Source organism: Nocardia sp. NPDC003183, assembly GCF_053590715.1.
The window spans coordinates 281,831-302,917 of sequence record NZ_JBSFTG010000005.1 but is presented as its reverse complement, the minus strand read 5'-3'; the positions used below and the strand labels follow the sequence as shown (position 1 = coordinate 302,917).

The 21,087-nt window shown below is 69.5% G+C and carries 23 protein-coding genes and 1 pseudogene; 14 read left to right on the top strand and 10 right to left on the bottom strand.

The features are described 5' to 3' along the window. The first annotated feature begins 178 nt into the window (after window positions 1-178). Window positions 179-1,054 carry a phage shock envelope stress response protein PspM gene (pspM, locus tag ACWDXS_RS19675; RefSeq protein WP_387442373.1) on the top strand — a complete coding sequence of 292 codons (876 nt, stop codon included), beginning with the start codon at window positions 179-181 and terminating at the stop codon, window positions 1,052-1,054. A gap of 66 nt (window positions 1,055-1,120) precedes the next feature. Here pspM and ACWDXS_RS19670 read toward each other — a convergent pair whose 3' ends face one another. From ACWDXS_RS19670 to ACWDXS_RS19635, 8 genes are all read right to left on the bottom strand, one after another. After that, window positions 1,121-2,614 carry a carboxylesterase/lipase family protein gene (locus ACWDXS_RS19670; protein WP_449967468.1) on the bottom strand — a complete coding sequence of 498 codons (1,494 nt, stop codon included), beginning with the start codon at window positions 2,612-2,614 and terminating at the stop codon, window positions 1,121-1,123. A gap of 68 nt (window positions 2,615-2,682) precedes the next feature. After that, a complete protein-coding gene (locus ACWDXS_RS19665) occupies window positions 2,683-3,378 on the bottom strand; it encodes a maleylpyruvate isomerase family mycothiol-dependent enzyme (protein WP_449967465.1) in 696 nt (231 codons plus the stop codon). 100 nt (window positions 3,379-3,478) lie between these two features. Beyond that, a complete protein-coding gene (locus tag ACWDXS_RS19660) occupies window positions 3,479-4,228 on the bottom strand; it encodes a GntR family transcriptional regulator (RefSeq protein WP_449967462.1) in 750 nt (249 codons plus the stop codon). Between the two features lie 19 nt (window positions 4,229-4,247). After that, window positions 4,248-5,462 (bottom strand): M20 family metallopeptidase, encoded by a 1,215-nt coding sequence (locus ACWDXS_RS19655; RefSeq protein WP_449967459.1) that lies wholly within the window; start codon window positions 5,460-5,462, stop codon window positions 4,248-4,250. Continuing rightward, entirely contained in the window at window positions 5,459-6,466 is a 1,008-nt protein-coding gene (locus ACWDXS_RS19650; RefSeq protein WP_449967456.1) for an asparaginase, read from the bottom strand. The genes ACWDXS_RS19655 and ACWDXS_RS19650 overlap by 4 nt, the downstream gene beginning before the upstream one ends. Next, complete coding sequence (locus ACWDXS_RS19645) at window positions 6,463-7,425, bottom strand: ABC transporter substrate-binding protein (RefSeq protein ID WP_449967453.1); 963 nt, start codon at window positions 7,423-7,425, stop codon at window positions 6,463-6,465. Before ACWDXS_RS19645 ends, ACWDXS_RS19650 begins: the two co-directional genes overlap by 4 nt. Before the next feature lie 40 nt (window positions 7,426-7,465). Continuing rightward, on the bottom strand, window positions 7,466-8,239 hold the full coding sequence (locus ACWDXS_RS19640) for an ABC transporter ATP-binding protein (RefSeq protein ID WP_449967450.1): 774 nt from the start codon (window positions 8,237-8,239) through the stop codon (window positions 7,466-7,468). Continuing rightward, entirely contained in the window at window positions 8,236-8,988 is a 753-nt protein-coding gene (locus tag ACWDXS_RS19635; protein ID WP_387442387.1) for an ABC transporter permease, read from the bottom strand. Before ACWDXS_RS19635 ends, ACWDXS_RS19640 begins: the two co-directional genes overlap by 4 nt. Before the next feature lie 401 nt (window positions 8,989-9,389). Between ACWDXS_RS19635 and ACWDXS_RS19630 the strand changes: the two genes are divergently transcribed. Further along, the gene (locus ACWDXS_RS19630; RefSeq protein ID WP_358072878.1) at window positions 9,390-9,557 is read left to right on the top strand and encodes a hypothetical protein; all 168 of its coding nucleotides are present in this window, start codon (window positions 9,390-9,392) and stop codon (window positions 9,555-9,557) included. A 23-nt stretch (window positions 9,558-9,580) separates the two neighbouring features. Further along, the gene (locus ACWDXS_RS19625) at window positions 9,581-10,291 is read left to right on the top strand and encodes a PIG-L deacetylase family protein (protein ID WP_449967445.1); all 711 of its coding nucleotides are present in this window, start codon (window positions 9,581-9,583) and stop codon (window positions 10,289-10,291) included. 56 nt (window positions 10,292-10,347) lie between these two features. Here the strand turns inward: ACWDXS_RS19625 and ACWDXS_RS19620 are convergent, their stop codons facing one another. Beyond that, the gene (locus ACWDXS_RS19620; RefSeq protein ID WP_387442390.1) at window positions 10,348-10,905 is read right to left on the bottom strand and encodes an HD domain-containing protein; all 558 of its coding nucleotides are present in this window, start codon (window positions 10,903-10,905) and stop codon (window positions 10,348-10,350) included. 119 nt (window positions 10,906-11,024) lie between these two features. Here ACWDXS_RS19620 and ACWDXS_RS19615 point away from each other — a divergent pair, with 119 nt between their 5' ends. The 3 genes from ACWDXS_RS19615 to ACWDXS_RS19605 all read left to right on the top strand — a co-directional run bounded on the left by ACWDXS_RS19615 (window position 11,025) and on the right by ACWDXS_RS19605 (window position 13,825). Then, entirely contained in the window at window positions 11,025-12,176 is a 1,152-nt protein-coding gene (locus ACWDXS_RS19615) for a glycosyltransferase (protein WP_378988515.1), read from the top strand. A gap of 229 nt (window positions 12,177-12,405) precedes the next feature. Continuing rightward, window positions 12,406-12,597, top strand: coding sequence for a DUF3046 domain-containing protein (locus ACWDXS_RS19610; protein ID WP_062988054.1), 192 nt, complete (start codon window positions 12,406-12,408; stop codon window positions 12,595-12,597). Window positions 12,598-12,604: 7 nt separating this feature from the next. After that, window positions 12,605-13,825, top strand: a complete 1,221-nt coding sequence (locus ACWDXS_RS19605; RefSeq protein WP_449967439.1) for a phosphotransferase — start codon at window positions 12,605-12,607, stop codon at window positions 13,823-13,825. Window positions 13,826-13,836: 11 nt separating this feature from the next. Here ACWDXS_RS19605 and ACWDXS_RS19600 read toward each other — a convergent pair whose 3' ends face one another. Continuing rightward, entirely contained in the window at window positions 13,837-14,352 is a 516-nt protein-coding gene (locus ACWDXS_RS19600) for a CGNR zinc finger domain-containing protein (RefSeq protein ID WP_449967436.1), read from the bottom strand. Window positions 14,353-14,481: 129 nt separating this feature from the next. Here ACWDXS_RS19600 and ACWDXS_RS19595 point away from each other — a divergent pair, with 129 nt between their 5' ends. From ACWDXS_RS19595 to ACWDXS_RS19560, 8 genes and pseudogenes are all read left to right on the top strand, one after another. Then, complete coding sequence (locus ACWDXS_RS19595) at window positions 14,482-14,943, top strand: VOC family protein (RefSeq protein WP_387442396.1); 462 nt, start codon at window positions 14,482-14,484, stop codon at window positions 14,941-14,943. Between the two features lie 38 nt (window positions 14,944-14,981). Further along, window positions 14,982-15,863 (top strand): pyridoxamine 5'-phosphate oxidase family protein, encoded by an 882-nt coding sequence (locus tag ACWDXS_RS19590; RefSeq protein WP_378988523.1) that lies wholly within the window; start codon window positions 14,982-14,984, stop codon window positions 15,861-15,863. Window positions 15,864-15,882: 19 nt separating this feature from the next. Further along, window positions 15,883-16,332, top strand: a complete 450-nt coding sequence (locus tag ACWDXS_RS19585) for a nuclear transport factor 2 family protein (protein WP_378988526.1) — start codon at window positions 15,883-15,885, stop codon at window positions 16,330-16,332. A gap of 172 nt (window positions 16,333-16,504) precedes the next feature. Further along, complete coding sequence (recA, locus tag ACWDXS_RS19580) at window positions 16,505-17,542, top strand: recombinase RecA (protein ID WP_067460620.1); 1,038 nt, start codon at window positions 16,505-16,507, stop codon at window positions 17,540-17,542. 508 nt (window positions 17,543-18,050) lie between these two features. Next, window positions 18,051-18,497: pseudogene (locus tag ACWDXS_RS19575) on the top strand (regulatory protein RecX); the annotation flags it as partial. Continuing rightward, window positions 18,495-18,872, top strand: a complete 378-nt coding sequence (locus tag ACWDXS_RS19570) for a hypothetical protein (protein ID WP_449967514.1) — start codon at window positions 18,495-18,497, stop codon at window positions 18,870-18,872. The pseudogene ACWDXS_RS19575 and the gene ACWDXS_RS19570, both read left to right, overlap by 3 nt. A 205-nt stretch (window positions 18,873-19,077) precedes the next feature. Continuing rightward, window positions 19,078-19,728: an ABC transporter permease gene (locus tag ACWDXS_RS19565; protein WP_449967512.1), complete on the top strand. Its 651-nt coding sequence runs from the start codon at window positions 19,078-19,080 to the stop codon at window positions 19,726-19,728. Beyond that, window positions 19,721-20,890: an ABC transporter ATP-binding protein gene (locus tag ACWDXS_RS19560; protein WP_449967430.1), complete on the top strand. Its 1,170-nt coding sequence runs from the start codon at window positions 19,721-19,723 to the stop codon at window positions 20,888-20,890. Before ACWDXS_RS19565 ends, ACWDXS_RS19560 begins: the two co-directional genes overlap by 8 nt. Window positions 20,891-21,087 lie beyond the last annotated feature (197 nt).

Genomic DNA, 21,087 nt, shown 5'->3' with positions numbered 1-21,087 from the left:
CGATCAGGCACCGTTGCTTGCTCCTTCGTCGCCTACGCAACGGCACCTGATCGACGGGACGGCCGCGAACCGCCGCTTCGCGGCGGACCCTCCTCGAGGTCGGGTCGTACGGGGTTGGGAAGGCCGGCGTCGGTACCTGCGGCAGCAGCGGGTGCTCGAGCAGCGGAAGGATGAGGGGATGAACGGCAACAGGCGGCGCGCGCGTGCCGAGATCGTGGATCCGGCGGCGATCGCGCAGGTCGCGGTGGCGGGCTCGATGCCCGCGACGCTGCGGGGGGTCGGTGAGCAGGCACTGGTCGCGGTGCGGCGTTGGGCCGACCCGCGTGAACGGGAGCTGCGCCGTCGGCGACGGGTCCGCAGGCGCAGTTTTCAGCTCGGCACCGCCTCCGGTATCACCACGGTCGGCGCGGTCGGTCTTGCCGTGATCTCGGCGCCCGCCTGGGCGGTCGTGGTGATCGGTGGTGGCGCCATAGCCTTCGTCACCGGTACCGCTCTCAGCGCCCGCCGCTACCTGGAGTTGCGCAACAAGCCCTTACCTCAGGCGGCTTTCGTCGCCCGCAAGTCGCCCGGCCTGCGATCGGCCGCGCGCGCCCCTATCCAGCGCCTGATCCGTGCCGAACGGGCGCTCTACGACCTCGGTGCCCAGATCGCGCGCACCCGCCGCCTCCCCGAAGACGAACTGCGCGACCTGCTCGAGACGGCCCGCTCCGGCGCGGCCGCCCTGCACGCGCTCGCCACCGACGTCGTCGCCATGGAACAGGCCGCCGACACCGTCGGCCGCGCCAACCCCGACACCGTCGCGGCGCTGAAAACTACTGTCGCCGGCGTACTCACGCGCCTGGAGACCGGTGTGGTCGAGTACGAACAGCTCGTCGCCGCCGCGGCCCGCATCCTCGCGGTTCCCGAGGACTCGGTCCTGGCGTACCAGTTCAACGGCATCGTCGCCGATCTTCGTGAAGCCGCCGACCGCCTCGACGGCTGGGCCCAAGCGCTCACCGAGATGGCCGACCAGGGCCCCGACTTGTTCGCCGGCGGAACGGATTCCGTCCGCTAGCCCTCTCGGGCCACCGCGACTTCCGGTCGGCACGCCGGTTCGGGACGCGGCGTGCCGACCGAAGGGTCAGGCTGGGGCGATGGCCTTGCGCAGGGCAGCGAGTTCGGTGGCGCGGGGATCGGTGACGGTGGCGGACTCGGGGTTGTCGAAGATCCGGACGTTCTTCTCGTCGGTCGTGAACGGGGCCCAGCCGGTGGTGCCGTCGGTGGCGAAAGCGACCCAGGCGGCGTGGATTTCGTCGGCCAGCGCCTGAGGTGGGGTGGGTCCGGTCAGGGTATGGGCGTCGTCGATGGTGTCGAAGACGAACGGGACCTCCAGGACGTGGCAGGCGCCGAGGCCGGGAAGTCCGGTGGGCCACGCGAATTCGTACACATGGGTGGGGACGGTGGCGGCGCAGGCTTCGGCGAAATCGTAGGTGCCGGAGCGGAAGCTCATGTCGGTGAGGACGGCGTTGAAGATCTCGGCGGGGGTGGCATCCGGGCGCTCTGTCGAATAGACCTGGGCGACAGCGGGATCGATGCCGTAGCGGGTGAGGACGAAGGGCAGGGTGTCGGTGGTGATGGCGGCGGCGAGCCCCGCCGGGACGGTGAAGAAGCGGAACTCGTCGGCGGTGGTGCCCGCGATGAGGGGGACCGCGCGATCCGGATGGGCGCGCAGCACCTCCGTCGGCGGGCCCGCGACGATGTCGTCGTCGATCACCGGGAACAGGCTCATGATGCCGCCGCCCAGCTGGATCACCGAGTCGCCCCACCGCTGCGGATCGGGGTCGGTCATCACGGCCAGCGCGACGGCGTTCTGCGCGGTGCGCAACTCGTCCGGACCCAGTTTCCCGAAATCCTGCGCGGTAGGCGAGATTCCGAGCTCGGCGGCCAGCGCGGCCGACACCTTGCGCGCGTCCTCGGGATCGGCGGCGACCGCACCGTTGCCGCTCTGCATGATCGCCCGGCGGAACAGCCCGGCCGTCTGCGGTGCGGCGATCAGCGCCGCCACACTCATCGCGCCGGCGGACTCACCGAAGATCGTCACATTGTCGGGGTCGCCACCGAAGGCGGCGATGTTCTCGCGCACCCAGCGCAAGGCGAAGATCTGGTCGTGCAGACCGCGATTGGACGGTGCGCCCTCGATCTCGGCGAAGCCCGACACCCCGAGCCGGTAGTTGATCCCCACCATCACCACGCCGTCGCGCGCGAACGCCGAGCCATCGTAGATTGCCCGCGCGTTGGACCCGCGGACGAACGCGCCACCGTGAATCCACACCAGCACCGGTAGACCCGAAGCGGCGGAGTCGGGCGTCCACACGTTCGCGTTGAGGTACTCGTCGCCAGGGATACCGTCACTGCCGATGAGGGCGTGGATCGGCGCGGGATACGGCGTCTGTGCGCAGGTGGCGCCCATTTCGGTCGCGTCTCGCACGCCGTCCCAGGCGGGCGCGGCCTCGGGCAGCTGGAAACGTTTCGGCCCGACCGGCGCCGCCGCGTACGGCACCCCGAGAAAACGGGTGATCCCGGCCTCGGTGTGGCCGCGGATCGCGCCGCTCGTGGTCGTGACGATGGGTTCCATGACAAGTCCTCCTACGCGCGGTGAGCCCCGATTATGGGCGCTTGTCCGGTTCGCCGTCAGTCGTTTGCCTACGGAACGAGCGGTCCGGCGAGTACTCGCTCGCCCGCCGCGCGGTCGCCGTCCCAGGTGAACTCCGGGTCGTCGCCGGATTTGCGTCCCCACAGGGCCAGGAGCAGGTCCGACGCGGTACCCGCCAGCTCGGCTACCGACTCGCCCGGACCGTAGGTCCAGGTGCCGCCGGTATCGGTGGCCCGCAGCCGCAGCGCCACCTCGGGTTCGACCGCCAGGCCGCGGTGGATCATCCGCGGCGCGAACAGTTCGAAGACCTCATCGATGCCGTCGACAGCGAGATCGGCATCGAACGGGTCGGCCTTGCCGAGCGCGTTCTGACCGTCCCACAGGTGCATGAGCGTCTCGTGGGCGCGGCGCCGCCGCCAGAAACCGACGGTGCGTGGCATGGACCGGGTGAAGGTCCAGGCCTCCTGGTTCTCGTCCGCGGACAGCGAGGTCACCATGGCGTCGGCGGTCGACTCGTACCACTCGCGCAGGGCGGCGGGATCTCTCGGCGCGGGCTCGCCCTCGAAATCGCCGCGCAGCTCGGCCACCGCGGTGACCACCCACAGATTGCCGCGCCCGACATGGTCGACGAGGTCGTAGAACACCCAGTCGCCGCAGGACGGCACCGGCGCGGCCAGATCGGTGTCGGGGGTGATGAGCTCACCGAAGGCGGTGAGCTTCGCACAGAGCAACGCCAAGTAGTCCATGCCGATCACGGTAGCCCGGCACTCGACACGCTGCCGGTCGGCTCTACCGCGAGACGAGGCGGGCCCGGCACCATGGGGCCTTCGGATGTGACGTTCGCCGTCAGGTCGCGGGCGCGGACATGCGCAGGGTGATCCGGTCACCGCGCATCCGGACGAATTCCAGGCAGGCAGGCGAACCGTCGCTGAGTCGTGTCGTGCGCTGCAGAACGAGAAGCGCGCTGCCCGGCGTCACGCCGAGAAGCGCCGCGCAGTGTTCGTCGGCGTTGACCGCGTCGAGGTTGATCGAGACTGTGGTGAGGCGGTCGTCGGCCGCGCGCTCGATCAGTGCGAAGAGGTCTTCGGTTTCCAGATCGGCCTGCAGGAGCGCGGTGCCGATGTCGAGTGGCAGGTAGGTCAGATCCAGGGAGATCGGTTCCCCGTCGACCCGTCGCAGGCGTTCGATGTAGCAGACGTGCGCGCCCGGCTCGAGTCCCAGCGCGGTCGCGACCGCGGTCGGCGGACGCACCTGACCGGCGGTGCGGACCTGGTTGACGACGGTCCCGTGCCCGCGCAGCGAGGCGGCCAGACCCCGGGTGGCGGCGATGGTGTGTTCGAGCTTGGGCCGCCGCACCACCGTGCCGACGCCGGGCAACCGGTCGACCAGTCCTTCGCGCCGCAGGATCTCCAGCGCCTCGCGAATGCTGTTGCGCGACACACTGAATTCGCGCTGCAGGACGGCCTCGGCGGGCAGTTTGGCCGCGACGGCACCCTGGGCGATCTGCTGACGCAGCACGTCGGCGACCTGCCTGGCCCGATCCGAACGCGATCGCCGCCCGGGGTGCGCGCGGATCGGGTCGGGCCGGTGTGTCACGCGCCGAGCATAACCAGCGTCATCCCGGCCGCCGCAGATACCGGCCGACGGCGGCGGCGAGCGCTTCGGCGGCGAACTCCATCGTGGTGATGCCGATGCTCTCGTCGTAGACCGCCCAGCCGTCGTCGCCCGGTCCGAAGGTCACCGCGGGGATGCCCGCGTGCCGGAATCGGATGGTGTCACAGTAGGCGGGTTTGGTGTAGGTGCGGGCTGGTCCACCGCCTGCGTCGTGATAGCCGGCCCTGAGCGCGGCGACGATCGGTTCGTCGACATCGAGGGGCTCGGTGCCGGGGACGAAGGTCGGTCCCGGCGCGTAGGTGACGTGGACATCGGTGCCCGCCGTCGGGTGGTCGCGGGCGATGTCGGCGATCCGTTGCAGCAGCTCGGCGCGGTTCACCTCGGGCCCGAGCCCGACGACGGCGATCCGGGCCGACGCGGTGAGAGGGGTGAACTGCGCCATTCCGGCCTCGCCCGCGTCGAGCCCGACCACACTGTGTCCCCAGCCCTCGGGGAGTGCGCTCAGGCCGCCGAGCACCGTGAGCAGGGCGTGGGCGGCGTTGATTCCGGTATCGGGTCGCCAGATGTGGCTGGAGCGGCCGCGCACCTCGATGTCGATCAGCGCGTGCCCGGTGTGCTGGGTGGCGATCGCGACGCCGGTCCCCGACTCGTCGGTCCAAGCGGTGGGCTCCACGGTGATGCTCGCGTCCGCGCGCAGCCCGTGTTGCTCGAGCAGGTACAACGCGCCTTCGACGCCGTTGCGTTCCTCGTCGACGGTCAGCGCCACCACCAGGGTGCCCGTCTCGGGCGGTTCGGCGCAGACCCGGGCGACCGCGCTGAGCAAGGTGGCGAGGTTGCCCCGGGTGTCGGAGGTACCGCGCGCGTACACCCGGCCGTCCGCGACCACCGCGCGGAAGGGGTTGTCGCACCTGGTCCACCGGCTCGGCGGACCGGAGGGGTAGGTGTCGAGGTGATCGTTGAGCAGCAGGGTGGGCCCCGGTCCGAATGCCTTGGTGGCGAGCAGATTGGCGCGCGTCGGGGTTCGTCCCACGAGCCGGGTCTCGAAGCCCAGTTCGGTGAGCAGCGGCGCGATCTCCTGCGCGGCCCTGGTCTCCTCGGGTGGTCGGGCAGGCCCGTCGAGACTGTTCTCGCACCAGGGCTGTCCGGCGGGGACCAGCAGTTCGACGAGTTCGGTAAGGCTCAGGGCGGCCAGGCGGGGGGTGTGCACGATGGTCACGTCAGCGACTCCAGATGGTGGATGAGGGTGGACCGCACCGCGTTCGCGGTCAGTCCGCGGGACACGGCGACGGTGAGGAAGACCCGCACCTGGTGCGGGGTGATGTGATCGGCGAGCACGATGCCCGCCTCGACGAGTCGTCCACCGCCGCCGCGATAGCCGTAGACCGCGGCGGTGCGGCTGTCGGCGGCACGGGTGGCGACCACGACGAGGGTGCCCGCGGCGGCCAGTTCGATCGCTGTGCAGGCGAGTGCGGGCGGCAGATTCCCAGCCCCGTTGCCCGCGATCACCACCGCGTCGGCGTCCACCGCGACCGCCCGGAGCGCGAGGTCGTCGGCGCCCAGCGCCGCCCCGACCAGCGGGACCCGGGCGATGCGAGCGCCTGGCGGCCCCAGCACCGTCGCCGGCGCGGGCGCCGGGTGCTCGGCCGTGACGACGGCACCCTCCTTCGTGGCCGACGCCGACCGCGCGGCGGGGCCTTTCACCTGACCGAGGGCTGGTCGGCCAGGGGTGGCGAACGCGTCGAGGCCGATGCCTGCCACCTTCTGGACGCCGCGTCCGAGCCAGATCGCCCCGGCGAACGCGACCACCGGTTCGCTCGACACCGGTGTGTCGACGGCAGCGAGGGCGGCCCGCAGATTCGCGACGGCATCGGAACCGGGCTCGCCGCCGGGTTCCATCGAGCCGGTCACCACCACGGGCACGGTCCACGGCCCGGTGTAGGTGAGCCAGGCGGCCACCTCCTCGATGGAATCGGTGCCGGTGGTGACGATCAGCCCGGTGCTGCCACGGTGCTGCGCGGCCGTCATGGCGGCGTGCAGGTCACGCAGGTGATCGAAGTCGACTTCGGAGCCGCCGACCCGAGCCACCTCTACGGCGTCGAGGACAGGATCGCCGCCGAGGAGTCGCGCGACGCCGACGGCATCGAGGGTGGGGACGGCGAGACCGTCGACCAGTCGCATGCTGATGGTCCCGCCGAGAGTGAACAGCGTGGGGGTGCTCATGACTGTGGCAGGGCGCTCGCGTCGAGCAGGCGCGGGTAGTCGGCAGTGGGAACTGCCGGATCGAGATAGTTCTTCGAGCGGGCCCACAGGGCGAGCGCATCGAGATTGCCTGCCAGCTCGGGGCGCAGTTGCAGCGTGAAATCGAACTCGCGCAACACCTTCTCGACCAGGGCGGACGCGAGTTTCGTCGCGTCGGCGACCGCCGCGACGGCGGCCGCGTCGTGCTCGGCGAGCGCGGTGCCCGCCTCGGCGATGGCGTCGAAGAACTTGCGGAACGTCGCGGCCTTCTGCTGGGCGACGCCCGCCTGCGCCAGGTACAGGCTGTGCTGGCGGTACGGGTCGGCGGTCACGTCCAGCTCCACCGCGTCGCCGCCGAGCACTTCGATGGCCTGGGTCTGGTAGGGCTGGAAGATCGAGACGGCGTCCACATCGCCCTTGCTGATCGCGGTGGTGATCGTCGCGGGCGCCACCTGGACCAGTTCGGCCTCGACTCCGGCGCCTGCCAGCGCCTTCGCCGCGAAATAGGCGGCACTGGTGCCCAGCGGCGTGCCGATCTTCTTGCCCGCCAACTGGTTCAGGCTCTCGATGCCGCGCCGGGCGACGATCCGCGACCCCATCCAGCGTGACCCGTCGGCCACCACCCGCAGATCGCCGGACTTGGCCAGCGCGCTGGCGGTCGGGACATCGGCGGCGGTGGTGATGTCGACCTGTCCGCCCTGCAATGCCTGCAGGGCCTGCACACCGGTCGAGAAGTTCACCACTCGCACGGTGACCCCGTGCCGGGTGAAGATGCCGCCCTGCTGAGCGACCGGGATCTGCGCCCACGACGGGTCGACGACGAAACCGACGGTGAGCGTGTCGGTTCCGGTGCTGGCATCACCCGCGCACCCGGCCAGTGACAGGGCGGTGGTGGCGGCGACGAGCAGGGCGGCGCAGGCTCTGCGCAGTGATCCGGACATGAGTGACCTCCGAGAGTGGTTCGGTACGAACAGAAGTGGTTCAGTGCGACAGGAGATCGTCTGCTTCGACCCACAATTCGGCGTGCAGACGGCGACGGAGTGCGCTGTATCCCGGCAACTCGGCGAGTCGATCGGCGGGACGCGGACGGGGCAGCGGGTTGTCGAACCGGGCCCGGATGGAGCCCGCGCCGAGGATGACGAAATGGTCGGCCAACCGGATCGCCTCGTCCACGTCGTGCGTCACGAACAGCACCGTGCGGCCCGAATTCGCCCATAGCTCGGTCACCAGATCCTGCATGTGCAACCGGGTTTGGGCGTCCAGTGCGGCGAAGGGTTCGTCCATCAGCATCACCTCCGGGTCACCGGCGAGCATCCGGGCGACACCGACTCGCTGGCGCATACCGCCCGACAGTTCGTGCGGTCGGCGGGTGGCGACGTCGGCGGGCAGGTGCACCGCGGCGAGCAGTTCCGCGATCCGTGGGGGCCGTGCCCGCCGCGGCATACCGGCGGCGCCGAGGACGAAGTCCAGGTTGGCGCGCACACTGCTCCAGGGGAACAGCACGTCACGCTGGAACACGACACCGCGTCGTGGCGCCGGTCCGGTGATCGGTACCCCGTTCTCGGTGACCACACCGGAGTCGGGTCGGCGCAGGCCGGCGAAGCAGTCGAGCAGGGTCGATTTGCCGCAGCCGGACGGCCCGACGAGCACGGTGCACGAGCCGGCCGCGACGGTGAGCGAGAGATCGTCGAGGACGGGGGTGTCGCGGCGGGCGAATCCGACGGTGACGCCGCTCGCGGTCAGGGTGAGGCTCATCGTTCTTCCTTGTCCCAGCCGATGAACGGGGCCGCGGCCCGCGCCACCACCTGATCGCACAGCACCCCGAGAACTCCCAGTACGAGCAGGCAGAACAGCATGCGATCGACTTGCGAGAACAGTTGCGCCTGGGCGATGCGATAGCCCAGTCCCTCGGTGGTACCCGCCATTTCCGCGACCACGATCAACACGAATGCGGTGGCGGTACCGACCCGCAATCCGGTGACGATATCGGGAAATGCCTCGGGGAGCACCACCCGAATCAGCGTGCGCCAACGGGAAGCGCCCGCGCAGCGCGCGACTTTCAGGAAATCGGCGGGTGTCGCCGAAAGTCCGGAATGGGTATTGATCCATACCGGGACGAACACACCGAGCGCGATCACGAACTGTTTACTGCCTTCGCCGAGCCCGAACCACAGAATGGCCAGGGGGACCAGCGCGACCGTCGGCACCGGCGCGAACAATCGCAGTACCGGCTGCACGACCAGACGGCCCACCCTGGTGGTGGCGGTGAGCGCGCCCACCGGGATCGCGACCAGCACACCCACCGCGAAACCCCGGACCACCCGGTCGAGGCTGGCCAGTGAATCCGCGCGCAGGGTTCCGTCGCGCCACATCGCGGCGCCGGCCGAGGCGATCTCGTCGAGGCCGGGAAACAATACCGCCGGGAAAATTCCCCACCTTTCGATCGCGGTCCAGATCAGCGCCACGGCGAGAATGCCGATTCCCGCGGTGATTGTCCGAGCCACGGGAACGGAAATCACGGTGAGTGCGTGGCGCCGCGGTGATTCCGCCGTTGATATCCCCGGGGCGGGTATTTCGAGGGTTTCCGTTGTCACGGGCTGTCCCACCTTTCCTGCGTCAGAAATGTTATAGAGCGGCGGTATTACGCCGAGGTGTCCGCGAACAGGTCCGGCGTGCTACGCCACCTGCGCACCCGGGAACCGGCCGATGGCGGGCGCGCGAGGGGACGGATACGCCACCGGATTCACCGTGATCCGAAACGTCCTACCGCTGGGCCCGAGATCTCGGGGTGAACCCTGATCTACACCCGGATATCGGTGCTGACCTGGTGATCTATTGCTCGCCGGGTGGGAGGATCGGAGGTGTCGGATCGCTGGACGGCGGTCGCAGAGGTGAAGGAGTCGTCATGGTCTTGAAAGTCATCGGCATCGTCGTGGTCGCGGTGATCGCGTTCTGGATTCTCGGCGCGCTGATCGAAGCGCTGATGCCCATCCTGGTGATCGGGGCGATCGGCACCGGCGTGTACCTGCTGTACAAGGCGGTGTCGGGGAGCGACAAGACCCCGATCAGTTAGTCGTCTGTGGTTAGCATGGCGTGGTGGAACAGGTACCCGAGGACTGGCAGCGCGGACTGGTGATCGTCGCGCACCCCGACGACATCGAATACGGCGCCGCGGCGGCGGTCGCGCGATGGACGGGGCAGGGCAAGGACATTCGCTACCTGCTCGTCACGCGCGGCGAGGCGGGGATCGCCGGGATGCCGCCCGCGCAGGCCGGGCCGTTGCGGGAGATCGAGGAGATCTCGGGCGCCCGTGAGGTCGGCGTGCACACTGTCGAATTCCTCGACCATTCCGACGGCCGCATCGAGGAAGGTCTCACCCTGCGAAGGGAACTCGCCGCCGCGCTGCGCAGACATCGCCCGGAGATGGTGGTGCTGTTCAACTTCGGCGACACCTGGGCGCCCGGCGTGGTCAACAGTGCCGATCACCGGGCCGTCGGCCGCTCGGCGATGGACGCGATCTCCGACGCGAGCAACGAGTGGATCTTCCCCGAAATCGCTGATCTGCCATTGTGGTCGGCGCGGTGGGCCGCCGTGGTCGGTCCCGTGGCCACCCATGCTGTCGACGTGAGCGCTCAGCTGGAGCAGGCGCGCGCGTCGTTGTCGGCGCATCGGCGTTATCTGCAGGTGCTGAGCCCGGTGCCGGTGGAGGAGCAGGTGCGCGAGATCGTCAGCTTCGCCACGGGTCCCAAGGAAGGGTTCCCCGCCGAACACGCCGTCGGGTTCGAGCTGTTCACCTTCGGCGGCTGATCAGCGAACCATCCATCGATGATGCTGCGGTGCAAGGGCACTGGGTGCCGTCGCCATCAGAGCCGTCGGGCCGCGACGCGCTCGACAAGTGGCCGCCACTCCTGAAGCGGGGCGACCCGTAGGCCGACCACCTTGCCCGCGTCATCGGCCCTTCGCAGCGCCAGGGCCGCGGCGAAGTCGGGGTCCGCGCGGAACGAATCGGTCTCGGTGGGCGTCATCGGGCCGCCCTGTGCGACGAGCGTGCGGTGACTCGAGGCCGACAACCCGGCCGCGTGTGCTGGATCCGTTGCCACCAGAAAGCGTTTCGCGGTCACGTGGAGTTCGATCAGGCGCGCTACCCGGGGGCCGAGCAGCGTACGCACCGCCTCGGCGCCGTGCCTGCCGTGGCCCGCGTCGTCACCGGGGAAAAGTACATGGCCGATGTCGTGCAGCAGGCCCGCGACCTGGAGTTCTTCGTCATCGGGGAAGTCGCGGCGGAGCAACTGCGCGCACTGGCGATCGTGATCGAGGATGTCGACCGGGTCGCCGGTGCGGTCTGCGGTGTCCCAGGCGCCGGCGCACCGCTCGAGCAGCGCGAACAGGTCGTCGACGGTGTCGATTCCGGGGTGTCGCACGTGCTCGCTCCTGATGGTGTCGCTCGGACGGATCGGTCTCGCGGCGGTCAAGGTAGCGCAGAAATCGTGGATCGGTCGTCCGAGGTGGGCGGGGTCTGGCGGTATGGCAGGGTGGGCGGATGCGAATAGCTGTGGTGGCCGGGCCCGATCCAGGGCATGCGTTTCCCGCGATCGCGCTGTGCCTGCGATTGCTGGCCGCGGGCGACGAACCCGTGTTGTTCACCGGGCCGAGATGGCTGGATCAGGCGCGCTCGGCGGGGCTCAGCGTGCGCAAGCTCAAGGGTCTCGCGCCGCGCCCCACCGACGACGACGCCGACGCGGGGGCCCGGATCCACGAGCGCGCCGCCCACATCGCTACCGAGAACCTGCCCGAACTCAGCGCGATGCTGCCCGACCTGATCGTCTCCGACGTCCTCACCGCGGGCGGCGGGATGGCGGCCGAACGGCTGGGCCTGCCGTGGGTCGAGTTGTCACCGCACCCGCTCTACCTGCCGTCGAAAGCCTTGCCGCCCATCGGTAGTGGCCTGGCGCCGGGGGAGGGTATGCGTGGCCGGATGCGCGACGGTGTCCTGCGCACGATGACCGCGCGCGCGGTCCGCAACGGACATCGTCAGCGTTCGGCGGCCCGCGAAACCATCGGCCTGCCCGCCGAGGACCCCGGTCCCGCCGCGCGCCTGGTCGCCACCCTGCCCGCGCTGGAGATGGACCGCCCGGACTGGCCTGCCGACACCCACGTCGTCGGGCCGCTGCTGTGGGAACCGACCGATGCCGTGCTTGCGCTGCCCCCCGGCGATGCGCCGTTGGTGATGGTGGCGCCGTCGACCGCGCACACCGGCGTCGCCGATATGGCCGATATCGTCCTGTCCGGCCTGGCCGGACTCGGTGTGCGCGCGGCCATCTCGACCCTCGATACGCCGCCCGCCGATCTTCCCGACTGGGCCACCGCCGGCCTGGGCCGCCAGGACGAACTGCTCACGCACGCCGCGGTCGTCGTCGGCGGTGGTGGACACGGCCTGCTCGCCAAATCCCTGTCCGCGGGCGTGCCGGTGGTGACCGTCCCCGGCGGCGGTGACCAGTGGGAACTCGCCAATCGGGCGGTGCGACAGGGCAGTTCGGTGCTCGTGCGACCGCTCACACCCGAGGCGGTCGGTGCCGCGGTGCGTCAGGTACTCGACGACCCCGCCTATGCCGAAGCGGCTCGGCACGCCGCCGCCGGTCTGGCGGAAGTCGAAGACCCGGTCCAGATCTGTCACGACGCCGCGAAGCGGTAGTTCGACCCCGGTCCAGCCGAGTTCGAGGGCCTGGTCCCGGTCTGTCACGACGCTGCGAAAGCGGTAGTTCGCCGCCGGATCCCGTCCGTCGTGCGTCTCTGGGCGTTAGCTCAGACGAGTCGGAGAGTGGCCCTGAGCAGGGTGCGCTCGGACGATCCTGGGTGTCGCGACGGAGGTGCGCTGAGCGGGGCCCTGTCGGCTCTGGTCCAGCGCGAGTATCTTGGGCAACGTGCGATTGACCGAATTCCAGGAGCTGATGCACACCGAGTTCGGCGTGGCGCGCGCCGACGCCATGCTGACCGATCACGTGATACCCCAGCTGGGGCGCACGGGGGCGGTGGCGATCGACAATGGTGTCGACCCACGCGACGTCTGGCGGGCGCTGTGTGCCGACTTCGACGTACCTCCGAACCGGTGGTGACCAGGAAATGGCCGTGACAGCGCAGAACCCGGACACGCGACCGTATCGGTTCGACGAGCGGCTGCGGATGATCCCGGTCGACGCCGAAACCCTCGCGGCCAGGGTCGCCCTCGCCGACCCGCACGATTTTCCCGGCCTGCGCAGGCTCGGCATCGCGCTGATGCTGCTGGGGCGCTACGACGAGGCCCTCGACCGGCTCGATCAGGCCCTCGAACTGGCCGACACCGAGCGGCGCCGGATCACCGTCTGGATCAACCTGGCCGATGTCTACCGCTATCACGGCGAGCCGGGGCACGCCGAGATCCTCTACCGCCGGGCGCTGCACGCCAGCCGCGCGCTCGACCCCGAGCTCGTCTCCTTCGCCGCCCACCACCTGGGCAAGTCACTGGCCGAACAGCACCGTCCGCTGGAGGCGCGCGAGCTGCTCAACGAGGCCATGCGGCTGCGGGTGGCCGACGGCGATTCCGAACTCATCGAGTCCACCCGCGCGGCCCTCGACCATCTCGACGAGCTGGCCGTGCCGCTGCCGCCGGTGATCGAGGAGCTCCTCGGGCCGGTGCCGGAGTGGTCCGACGATCACGAGGGCTGTGACGGGAACCTGGTGCGGTCGGGTGAGTACTGGATCAAGCGTGGTCCGCGGGCGGTGGCCGAGCACGCCCGGCTGACGTGGTTGCTCGGCCACGGGATCGCGGTGCCGGACGTGGTCGCGTTCGCCGAGGACGTTCTCGTTCTCGCGGATGCCGGTGGATCGCTCGCCGGACAGACCGATCCGGCCGAAGTCGGTGCCCAGATGGGCCGCGCCCTGCGGTCGTTGCACGACCTCCCGGTGCCGAGTTGCCCCTTCGCGGGTGGTCTGGATCTCAGCCTCGCCCGCGCCCACCGCCATGTGGTCGAGGGCTTCGTCGACCCCACGGATTTCGACGACGATCATCGCGACCTCTCACCTGTCGCGATACTCGAGCGCCTGCGGGAGCGGCGCCCGGCCACCGAAGATCTGGTCGTCACGCACGGCGATTTCACGCCGGGCAATGTGCTCACCGGCGGCTTGCTCATCGATGTCGCGACGCTGGGCACCGGCGACCGCTATCGCGATCTGGCGCTGGCCGAGCGCGACCTGGCCGGGGACTTCGGCACCGAGGCGGTCGCGGCCTTCTACACCGCCTACGGCCTGACCGAACCCGACCGCGTCAAGCTCGACTACTACCGGCTGCTCGACGAACTGTTCTGACGAGGCGCTGCTCAGCTGGTCTTGGCGTAGTGGCGCGCGGCCTTGGTGCGGTTGCCGCAGGTCGCCATCGAATGCCAGCGGCGGGTGCCGTTCTTGGACGTGTCGTAGAAGAACAACACGCAGTCGGGATGCGCGCATTGGCGGATCCGCTGCGGTGCCTGCGCGATCAGGTGCAGCAGATTGTCGGCGGCGAGCCAGCCGGGTAGCCACGCCGGGTCGTCGACCTCGGGGATGTCCTGTGGCCCCTCGTCGGTGAGCTCGCGCCGGATTCGCCCGTGGTCGAGGACCCTGTTCAGTGCGGTGTGATCGGCGCGAGTGACGGCGTCGTGCACGGCTGCGCGCGCGGTGTGCAGCGCGGTGAGGGCGTGGTTGTCGGCGGGTACGCGGTCGGCGAGCCCGAGGAGCTCCAGCCAGGTGCGCAGCCCGTCGAGATCGGCGAGCAGGTCGCCGGGTTCGGCGCCCGCCCACCGGGTGTTGAGCAGGTCGAGAGCAGGGGGTTCGCCGGTGTGCGGACGGGGATCGCGCATGCCCGAGGTTATCAACACGCCCCTCCTAACTGTCTAAAAGTATTTCAAGGGTTGACGAAGTGGGTGAGCTCATTCTATGTTCTAACTGTTCAACAACCGATAGGCAGTTAATCATTCCGGGAGGAAACCATGACCACCGTCGCCGCACCTGTGCTCACCACCGGTCATATCGGACTCAACGTCGCCGACCTCGACCGTTCCGTCGACTTCTACCGCCGTGGCCTCGGCTTCGAACAGCTCGGCACCGGCGCCGACGGCGAACAGCGCTGGGCATTCCTCGGCCGGGGCGGTGCGCTGGTGCTCACGCTGTGGCAGCAGAGCAGCGGCGAGTTCTCCACCAGCACGCCGGGCCTGCATCACCTGTCGTTCCAGGTCGACGACGTCGACACAGTGCGGGCCGTCGAGTCGGCGCTGCGCGCGGTCGATGCCGAGTTCTTTCACGACGGGGTGGTCGCCCACGGTGAGGGCGCGTCCTCCGGTGGCATCTTCTTCGCCGATCCCGATGGCATTCGCCTCGAGGTGTTCGCGCCGCTGGGCGCCGATACCGCTCCCGCGCCGGCCGGACCCGCCCCGACGTGCGGATTCTTCTGACCCACGGGCAATTCACGTCGTAGACAGGGAGGGTGAGGATGTTTCACTCCGGAGAACTGGCTGTGCAGCAACGCCTGGGGCAGGCCGACGCGGCTGCTCGCGTCGGCCGTTCGATCCGAACCGGGATTCCGGCGGTCGCCGCGTCCTTCCTGGCCGAGCAGCCGATGGTGGTGCTCGGTGCCGCCGATCCGGCGGGGCGGCTGTGGGCGAGCCCGCTCACCGGTCCCGCCGGGTTCGTGCACGCGATCGATGACGCGACCATCGACATCGACACGCTGCCCGAGACGTCGGATCCGCTCTCGGCGGCGATGGCGGGTGACGTCGACGTCGGGCTGATCGCCCTGCAGCCGCAGCGCCGCAGGCGGATGCGCGTCAACGGCACATCGGTGGTGCGCGACGGTGGACTGCGGATCACCACCGAGCAGGTCTACGCGAACTGCCCGAAGTACATCTCGCGCAGGCAGATTCGGGAGGTGTCCGCCGCCGGGGAGCCCGGCCCGGTGTGGCGTGGCACGGCGCTCACGCCCACCGCGGTCGAGATGGTGGGGGCCGCCGACACCTTCTTCGTCGCCACCGCCGACAGCGACGGGCACGCCGACGCCTCACACCGCGGTGGCAATCCCGGTTTTCTGCAGGTGCTGTCGCCGACCCGGTTGCGCTGGCCGGACTATCGCGGCAACTCGATGTTCATGACGCTGGGCAACCTCGCCGTGCAACCGCGCTGTGGGTTGCTCGTCGCCGACTGGTCGACCGGCGCGCTGCTGCAGCTCACCGGCCGCGCCGAATTAGTCTGGGACAGCGCGGCATTCACTACCGGCGCGCAGTGTGCTGTCGACTTCACCGTCGAGGAGGCGATCGAACGGCCCGGTGCGCTCGCTGTGCGCTGGGGGCCGCCCGAGCTCTCCCCGAACAACCCCTGATCACATCGAAAGGTCTTCCATGCGTCCGCCATTGCCACCCTTTGATCTCGACTCCGCGCGCGCGAAGGTGCTCGCCGCCGAAAATGCCTGGAACACCAGGGATCCCGAACGCGTCGCCGCCGCGTACACCGAGGATTCGGTCTGGCGCAACCGCGACGAGTTCTTCACCGGCCATGCCGCGATCGTCGACTTCCTCACCCGTAAATGGTCGGCCGAGAACGGCTACGCGCTGCGCAAGGATCTGTGGGCTTTCCACGACAACCGCATCGCCGTGCGCTTCCAGTACGAATGGCACGACGAATCGGGGCAGTGGTGGCGCAGCTACGGCAACGAGCAGTGGGAGTTCGCGGCGGACGGGCGGATGGCACGGCGCGAGGCCAGCATCAACGACGTGCGCATCGAACAGTCGCAGCGGCGGATCTTCGGGCCACGCGCCGAGGGCGACGACTCGGTGCTGCCGCAGCGCTGACGACCGGTATCGCTCCCGGATTGCTGGTCGGAGCGGCTGCTTCGCGTGTTGCCGGGCGCGTCGCTTGACTCGAATGGGTGTTCGACTAACCTGGGCGCCAGAACTTGTCGGTGCCGGCCTCTACTGTGGGCGCCAACCAGAGAGACACTCACCTCGAGAAGGGGCACACATCATGGCACCGCAGGCCTACGATCGCGACAAAGCGCTGGAACTGGCACTGGCGCAGGTGGAGAAGAGCTTCGGTAAGGGCGCGGTCATGCGCCTGGGCGAAGAGACCCGCCAGCCGATCGCGGTCATCCCGACCGGCTCCATCGCGCTCGACGTCGCGCTCGGTATCGGTGGGTTGCCGCGCGGTCGCGTCGTGGAGATCTACGGCCCGGAATCCTCGGGTAAGACCACCGTCGCGCTGCACGCCGTCGCCAACGCCCAGGCCGCGGGCGGTGTCGCCGCCTTCATCGACGCCGAGCACGCCCTCGACCCCGACTACGCCCGCAAGCTGGGCGTCGACACCGACGCGCTGCTGGTCTCCCAGCCCGATACCGGTGAGCAGGCCCTGGAGATCGCCGACATGCTGGTGCGCTCCGGCGCCATCGACATCCTCGTCATCGACTCCGTCGCCGCCCTGGTGCCGCGCGCGGAAATCGAAGGCGAGATGGGCGACAGCCACGTCGGCCTGCAGGCCCGCCTCATGAGCCAGGCGCTGCGCAAGATGACCGGTGCGCTCAGCAACTCCGGCACCACCGCCATCTTCATCAACCAGCTGCGCGAGAAGATCGGCGTCATGTTCGGCTCCCCGGAGACCACCACCGGTGGTAAAGCGCTGAAGTTCTACGCCTCGGTCCGCCTGGACGTGCGCCGCATCGAGACCCTCAAGGACGGCAGCGACGCGGTCGGCAACCGCACCCGCGTGAAGGTGGTCAAGAACAAGGTCGCCCCGCCGTTCAAGCAGGCCGAGTTCGACATCCTCTACGGCCAGGGCATCTCCAAGGAGGGCTCGCTCATCGACATGGGTGTCGAGCACGGCTTCATCCGCAAGTCCGGCTCCTGGTACACCTACGAGGGCGACCAGCTGGGCCAGGGCAAGGAGAACGCCCGCAAGTTCCTGCTGGAGAACACCGACGTGCGCGACGAGGTCGAGAAGAAGATCAAGGAGAAGCTGGGCATCGGCGCCGTCCTGACCGCCGAGGCCGACGCGCCCGCCGACTTCTGAGCCGATGACCACGCCGAGCCCCGGCGGCCACCGCGATTCGGCCGACCCGGTCGAACAGATGCGCAGGCAGCTGGCTCGCCTCGGTATCGAGGTCGAGCCGGAGCCGGTCATACCGCCCGCGGTAAGGCGCGGCAGGGGCACGGCCGATGAACTCGTCCGGTCGGCTCGTGACACACGAGCCGACCCGGACGCGGAGAGGATTCGGTCGGGTGCGGGCGATCCGCAGCGCGCGCACCCGACCGGATTCACCGATGGTGACAAACCACCGCGTTTCGCTGCGCGGGTTGGTGATGATCATGAAGAGTGGGGGAGCGAGGGTCGGCGACGACCCCGCGGCGCACGACGCGAACGCAAGTCCGCGCGGCGCGACGAAGTCTCCCTGTCGACCGTCGTCGGTGGTGACGACGGACGGCAGGCGGATCCGGTGGCGGCCGGATCCCAGCCGGGAGAGCCCGACAGGCGGGCCGGCGCACGCCGGCTCGCCCCGGGCGACCGTCCCGATGCGACCTTGGAGCAGGCCAAGGACGTGTGTCTGCGATTGCTCTCGGTACGTGCTCGCAGCCGCGCGGAATTGGAGAAACGACTCGGCGAGAAGGGCTTCCGTATCGAGGTGACCGAGGCCGCTCTCGAGCGGTTCACCGAGATCGGCCTGATCAACGACGCCTCGTTCGCTGAACAGTGGGTCCACGAACGGCACACCTACTCCGGCCGGGGCAAGAAGGCTCTCCACCGTGAATTGCGCGAGAAGGGCGTCGCCCCGAGCGACGCGGAAGAGGCGTTGTCGATGGTCACCGACGACGCCGAAAACGCTCGCGCCGCCGACCTGGTCCGCCGAAAACTACGCACCCTTCCCCGGGAGATAGAACGCGACAAGGCAGTCCGCCGACTCGTCGGCATGCTGGCCCGCCGCGGCTACGACCAATCCACCGCCTTCGCCGTCGTCACCGCCGAGTTGGACGAAGCGGGGTTCGAACGTACCGCGCCCCGCCTCCCTCGTGCTGCCGGCGAGGGGGAGCAGGCGCCGCCGGCCGACGCGGCAGGTGGCTCGTGGCAGACACGCCGTTCGCTGTCGCGCGGTGCTGGTTTTTCGGACGCCGACGAAACCGCCGGTGAGACGGACGAAGCGGATAGCGCCCGCCCCTCGCGCCCGGCTCCCGGCGACGAACAGGCCGCGATCGACCTGGTTCGGCGCAAACTCCGTTCCATGCCCGCCGATCTGGACCGAACCAAGGCGACACGACGCCTGGTCGACATGCTCGCCCGCCGCGGCTACAGCTCGTCAACGGCCTTCGCGGTGGTGAAAGCGGAACTGTCGCAGGCGGATCGGTGAGGTCCGCGGAGACAAGCGCCGAACTGCCGCGAGGGCGGTACGCGGCGCGTAAGATGATCACGCTTGGCGAAACCTGTTTCAGCGCAGGCTGATTCGCCGCGTCGGTGACGATGCGGATGTGGGGAAGGGATGTTTCACCCGGTTCGGGGTGGGAAATCCGGGGAGCAGGGCCGTAGGCGGCCGCCGAACGACGGGGAGGTGGACCCTGGACGCGTTGTGGTCGTTCGTGGTGAACCGGCGGGAGCAATTGCTGGTCGATTCCTATCTGCATGTGTCGGCGGTGGTGCAGTCGCTGGTGCTGGCGACTGTGATCGCGGTGGCACTCGGGATACTCGTGTATCGAAGTCCGCTCGGGTCAGCTGCCGCTACCGCAATGGCGGGGGCGATTCTGACGGTGCCCTCGTTCGCGTTGCTCGGGTTGCTGATTCCGTTTCTCGGGCTCGGCGTCGGGCCCACGATCGTGGCCCTGGTGCTCTACGCGCTGTTGCCGATCCTGCGGAACACGGTGCTCGGGTTGTCGTCGGTGGATCCGGCGGTGACCGATGCCGCGCGCGGTGTCGGGATGAACCGGTTGCGCCTGCTGACCAAGATCGAACTGCCGCTGGCATGGCCGTCCATTCTCACCGGAATGCGGGTCAGCACCCAGATGATCATGGGCATCCTGGCACTGGCGGCCTACGCGAAGGGGCCCGGCCTCGGCAATCTCATCATCGCCGGGCTCGGTCGCCTCGGTAGCCCGAACGCGGTGCCGCAGGCACTCACCGGCACCGTCCTCATCGTCGTGCTCGCACTCGCACTCGACGGCGTCCTGGTTCTGCTCGGACGGCTCACTATTCCGAGGGGAATTCGTGACTGACATCGAAACCACCAACGCGGCACGCGCTTCCGCGGTCTCCGGGGTCGAGATCGTCCTCGACCGGGTCACCAAACGCTATCCCGAACAGCCCGAACCCGCGGTCGAGGAGGTCTCCATGACCATCCCGGCCGGGGAGATCGTGGTGCTGGTCGGCCCGTCCGGCTGCGGCAAGACCACCACCATGCGGATGATCAACCGGCTGATCGAACCCACCTCGGGCACCGTCACCATCGGCGGCCGCGACGCGGGCGCGATCGACGCCGACGAATTGCGCCGCGGCATCGGCTATTCGATTCAGCAGGCCGGACTGTTCCCGCACATGACCGTCGCCAAGAACATCGCCACGGTGCCCGGCCTGCTCGGCTGGGACCGCCGCCGCACCGCCGAGCGCACCGACGAGATGCTCACCCTCGTCGGCCTCGACCCCGGCACCTACCGCAACCGCTACCCCCGCCAACTCTCCGGTGGACAGCAGCAGCGCGTCGGTGTGGCCAGGGCACTGGCGGCCGACCCGCCGGTCCTGCTGATGGACGAGCCGTTCGGCGCGGTCGACCCGATCACCCGTGGGCTGCTGCAGGACGAATTGCTCCGGCTGCAAAGCGAACTCGGCAAGACCATCGTCTTCGTCACCCACGACTTCGGGGAAGCGGTGAAGCTGGGCGATCGTATCGCCGTCCTCGGCGACCGCTCCCGCATCCTGCAGTACGACACCCCCGCCGCGATCCTGGCGGCCCCCGCCGACGAGACGGTCGCCGGGTTCGTCGGCGCGACAGCCACCATCGACCGCCTCGGCCTCACCGTCCTCGCCGACCTCGACCTGGACCAGGGCATCACCGCCACCGACGACACCACCCCCGCGGCCTTCACCGCCGCCCTGCGGGACGCGGACCGCACCTGGGGCATCGTCCTCGACGCCCAGCGCCGCCCGCTCCGGCGAGTGACGACCGATGAACTCGCCCACGCGGATTCGTCGCGCGACCTCGGCACCCCGATCGGCGCCACCCTCCCCGCCGACGCCACGCTGCAAGACGCGCTGGCCGCGCTGCTCACCGAACGCACCGCTTCCGCCGTCGTCGTCGACAACACCGGGACCTACGCCGGAACCGTCACCGTCGACACCCTCATCAACCACCTCGCCGCCACCGAATCGGCGCCGGCATGACGACCGAATCGCATCGATGGCCGGCCTCCTACGAACCTGCGGTGCCCGCAGGCTGTGCCGCGCATGATCGTGGTCCACACAGGGTGTGCCTGGTTCTCGATGGTTCGGTGTCGGCGGGCCGAACCAACCAGATCCCGGGTGTCCGTGGTGTCGGAGCACAGTGGTCAGCGCTACGGTCACCGGTCGAATCGGACCGG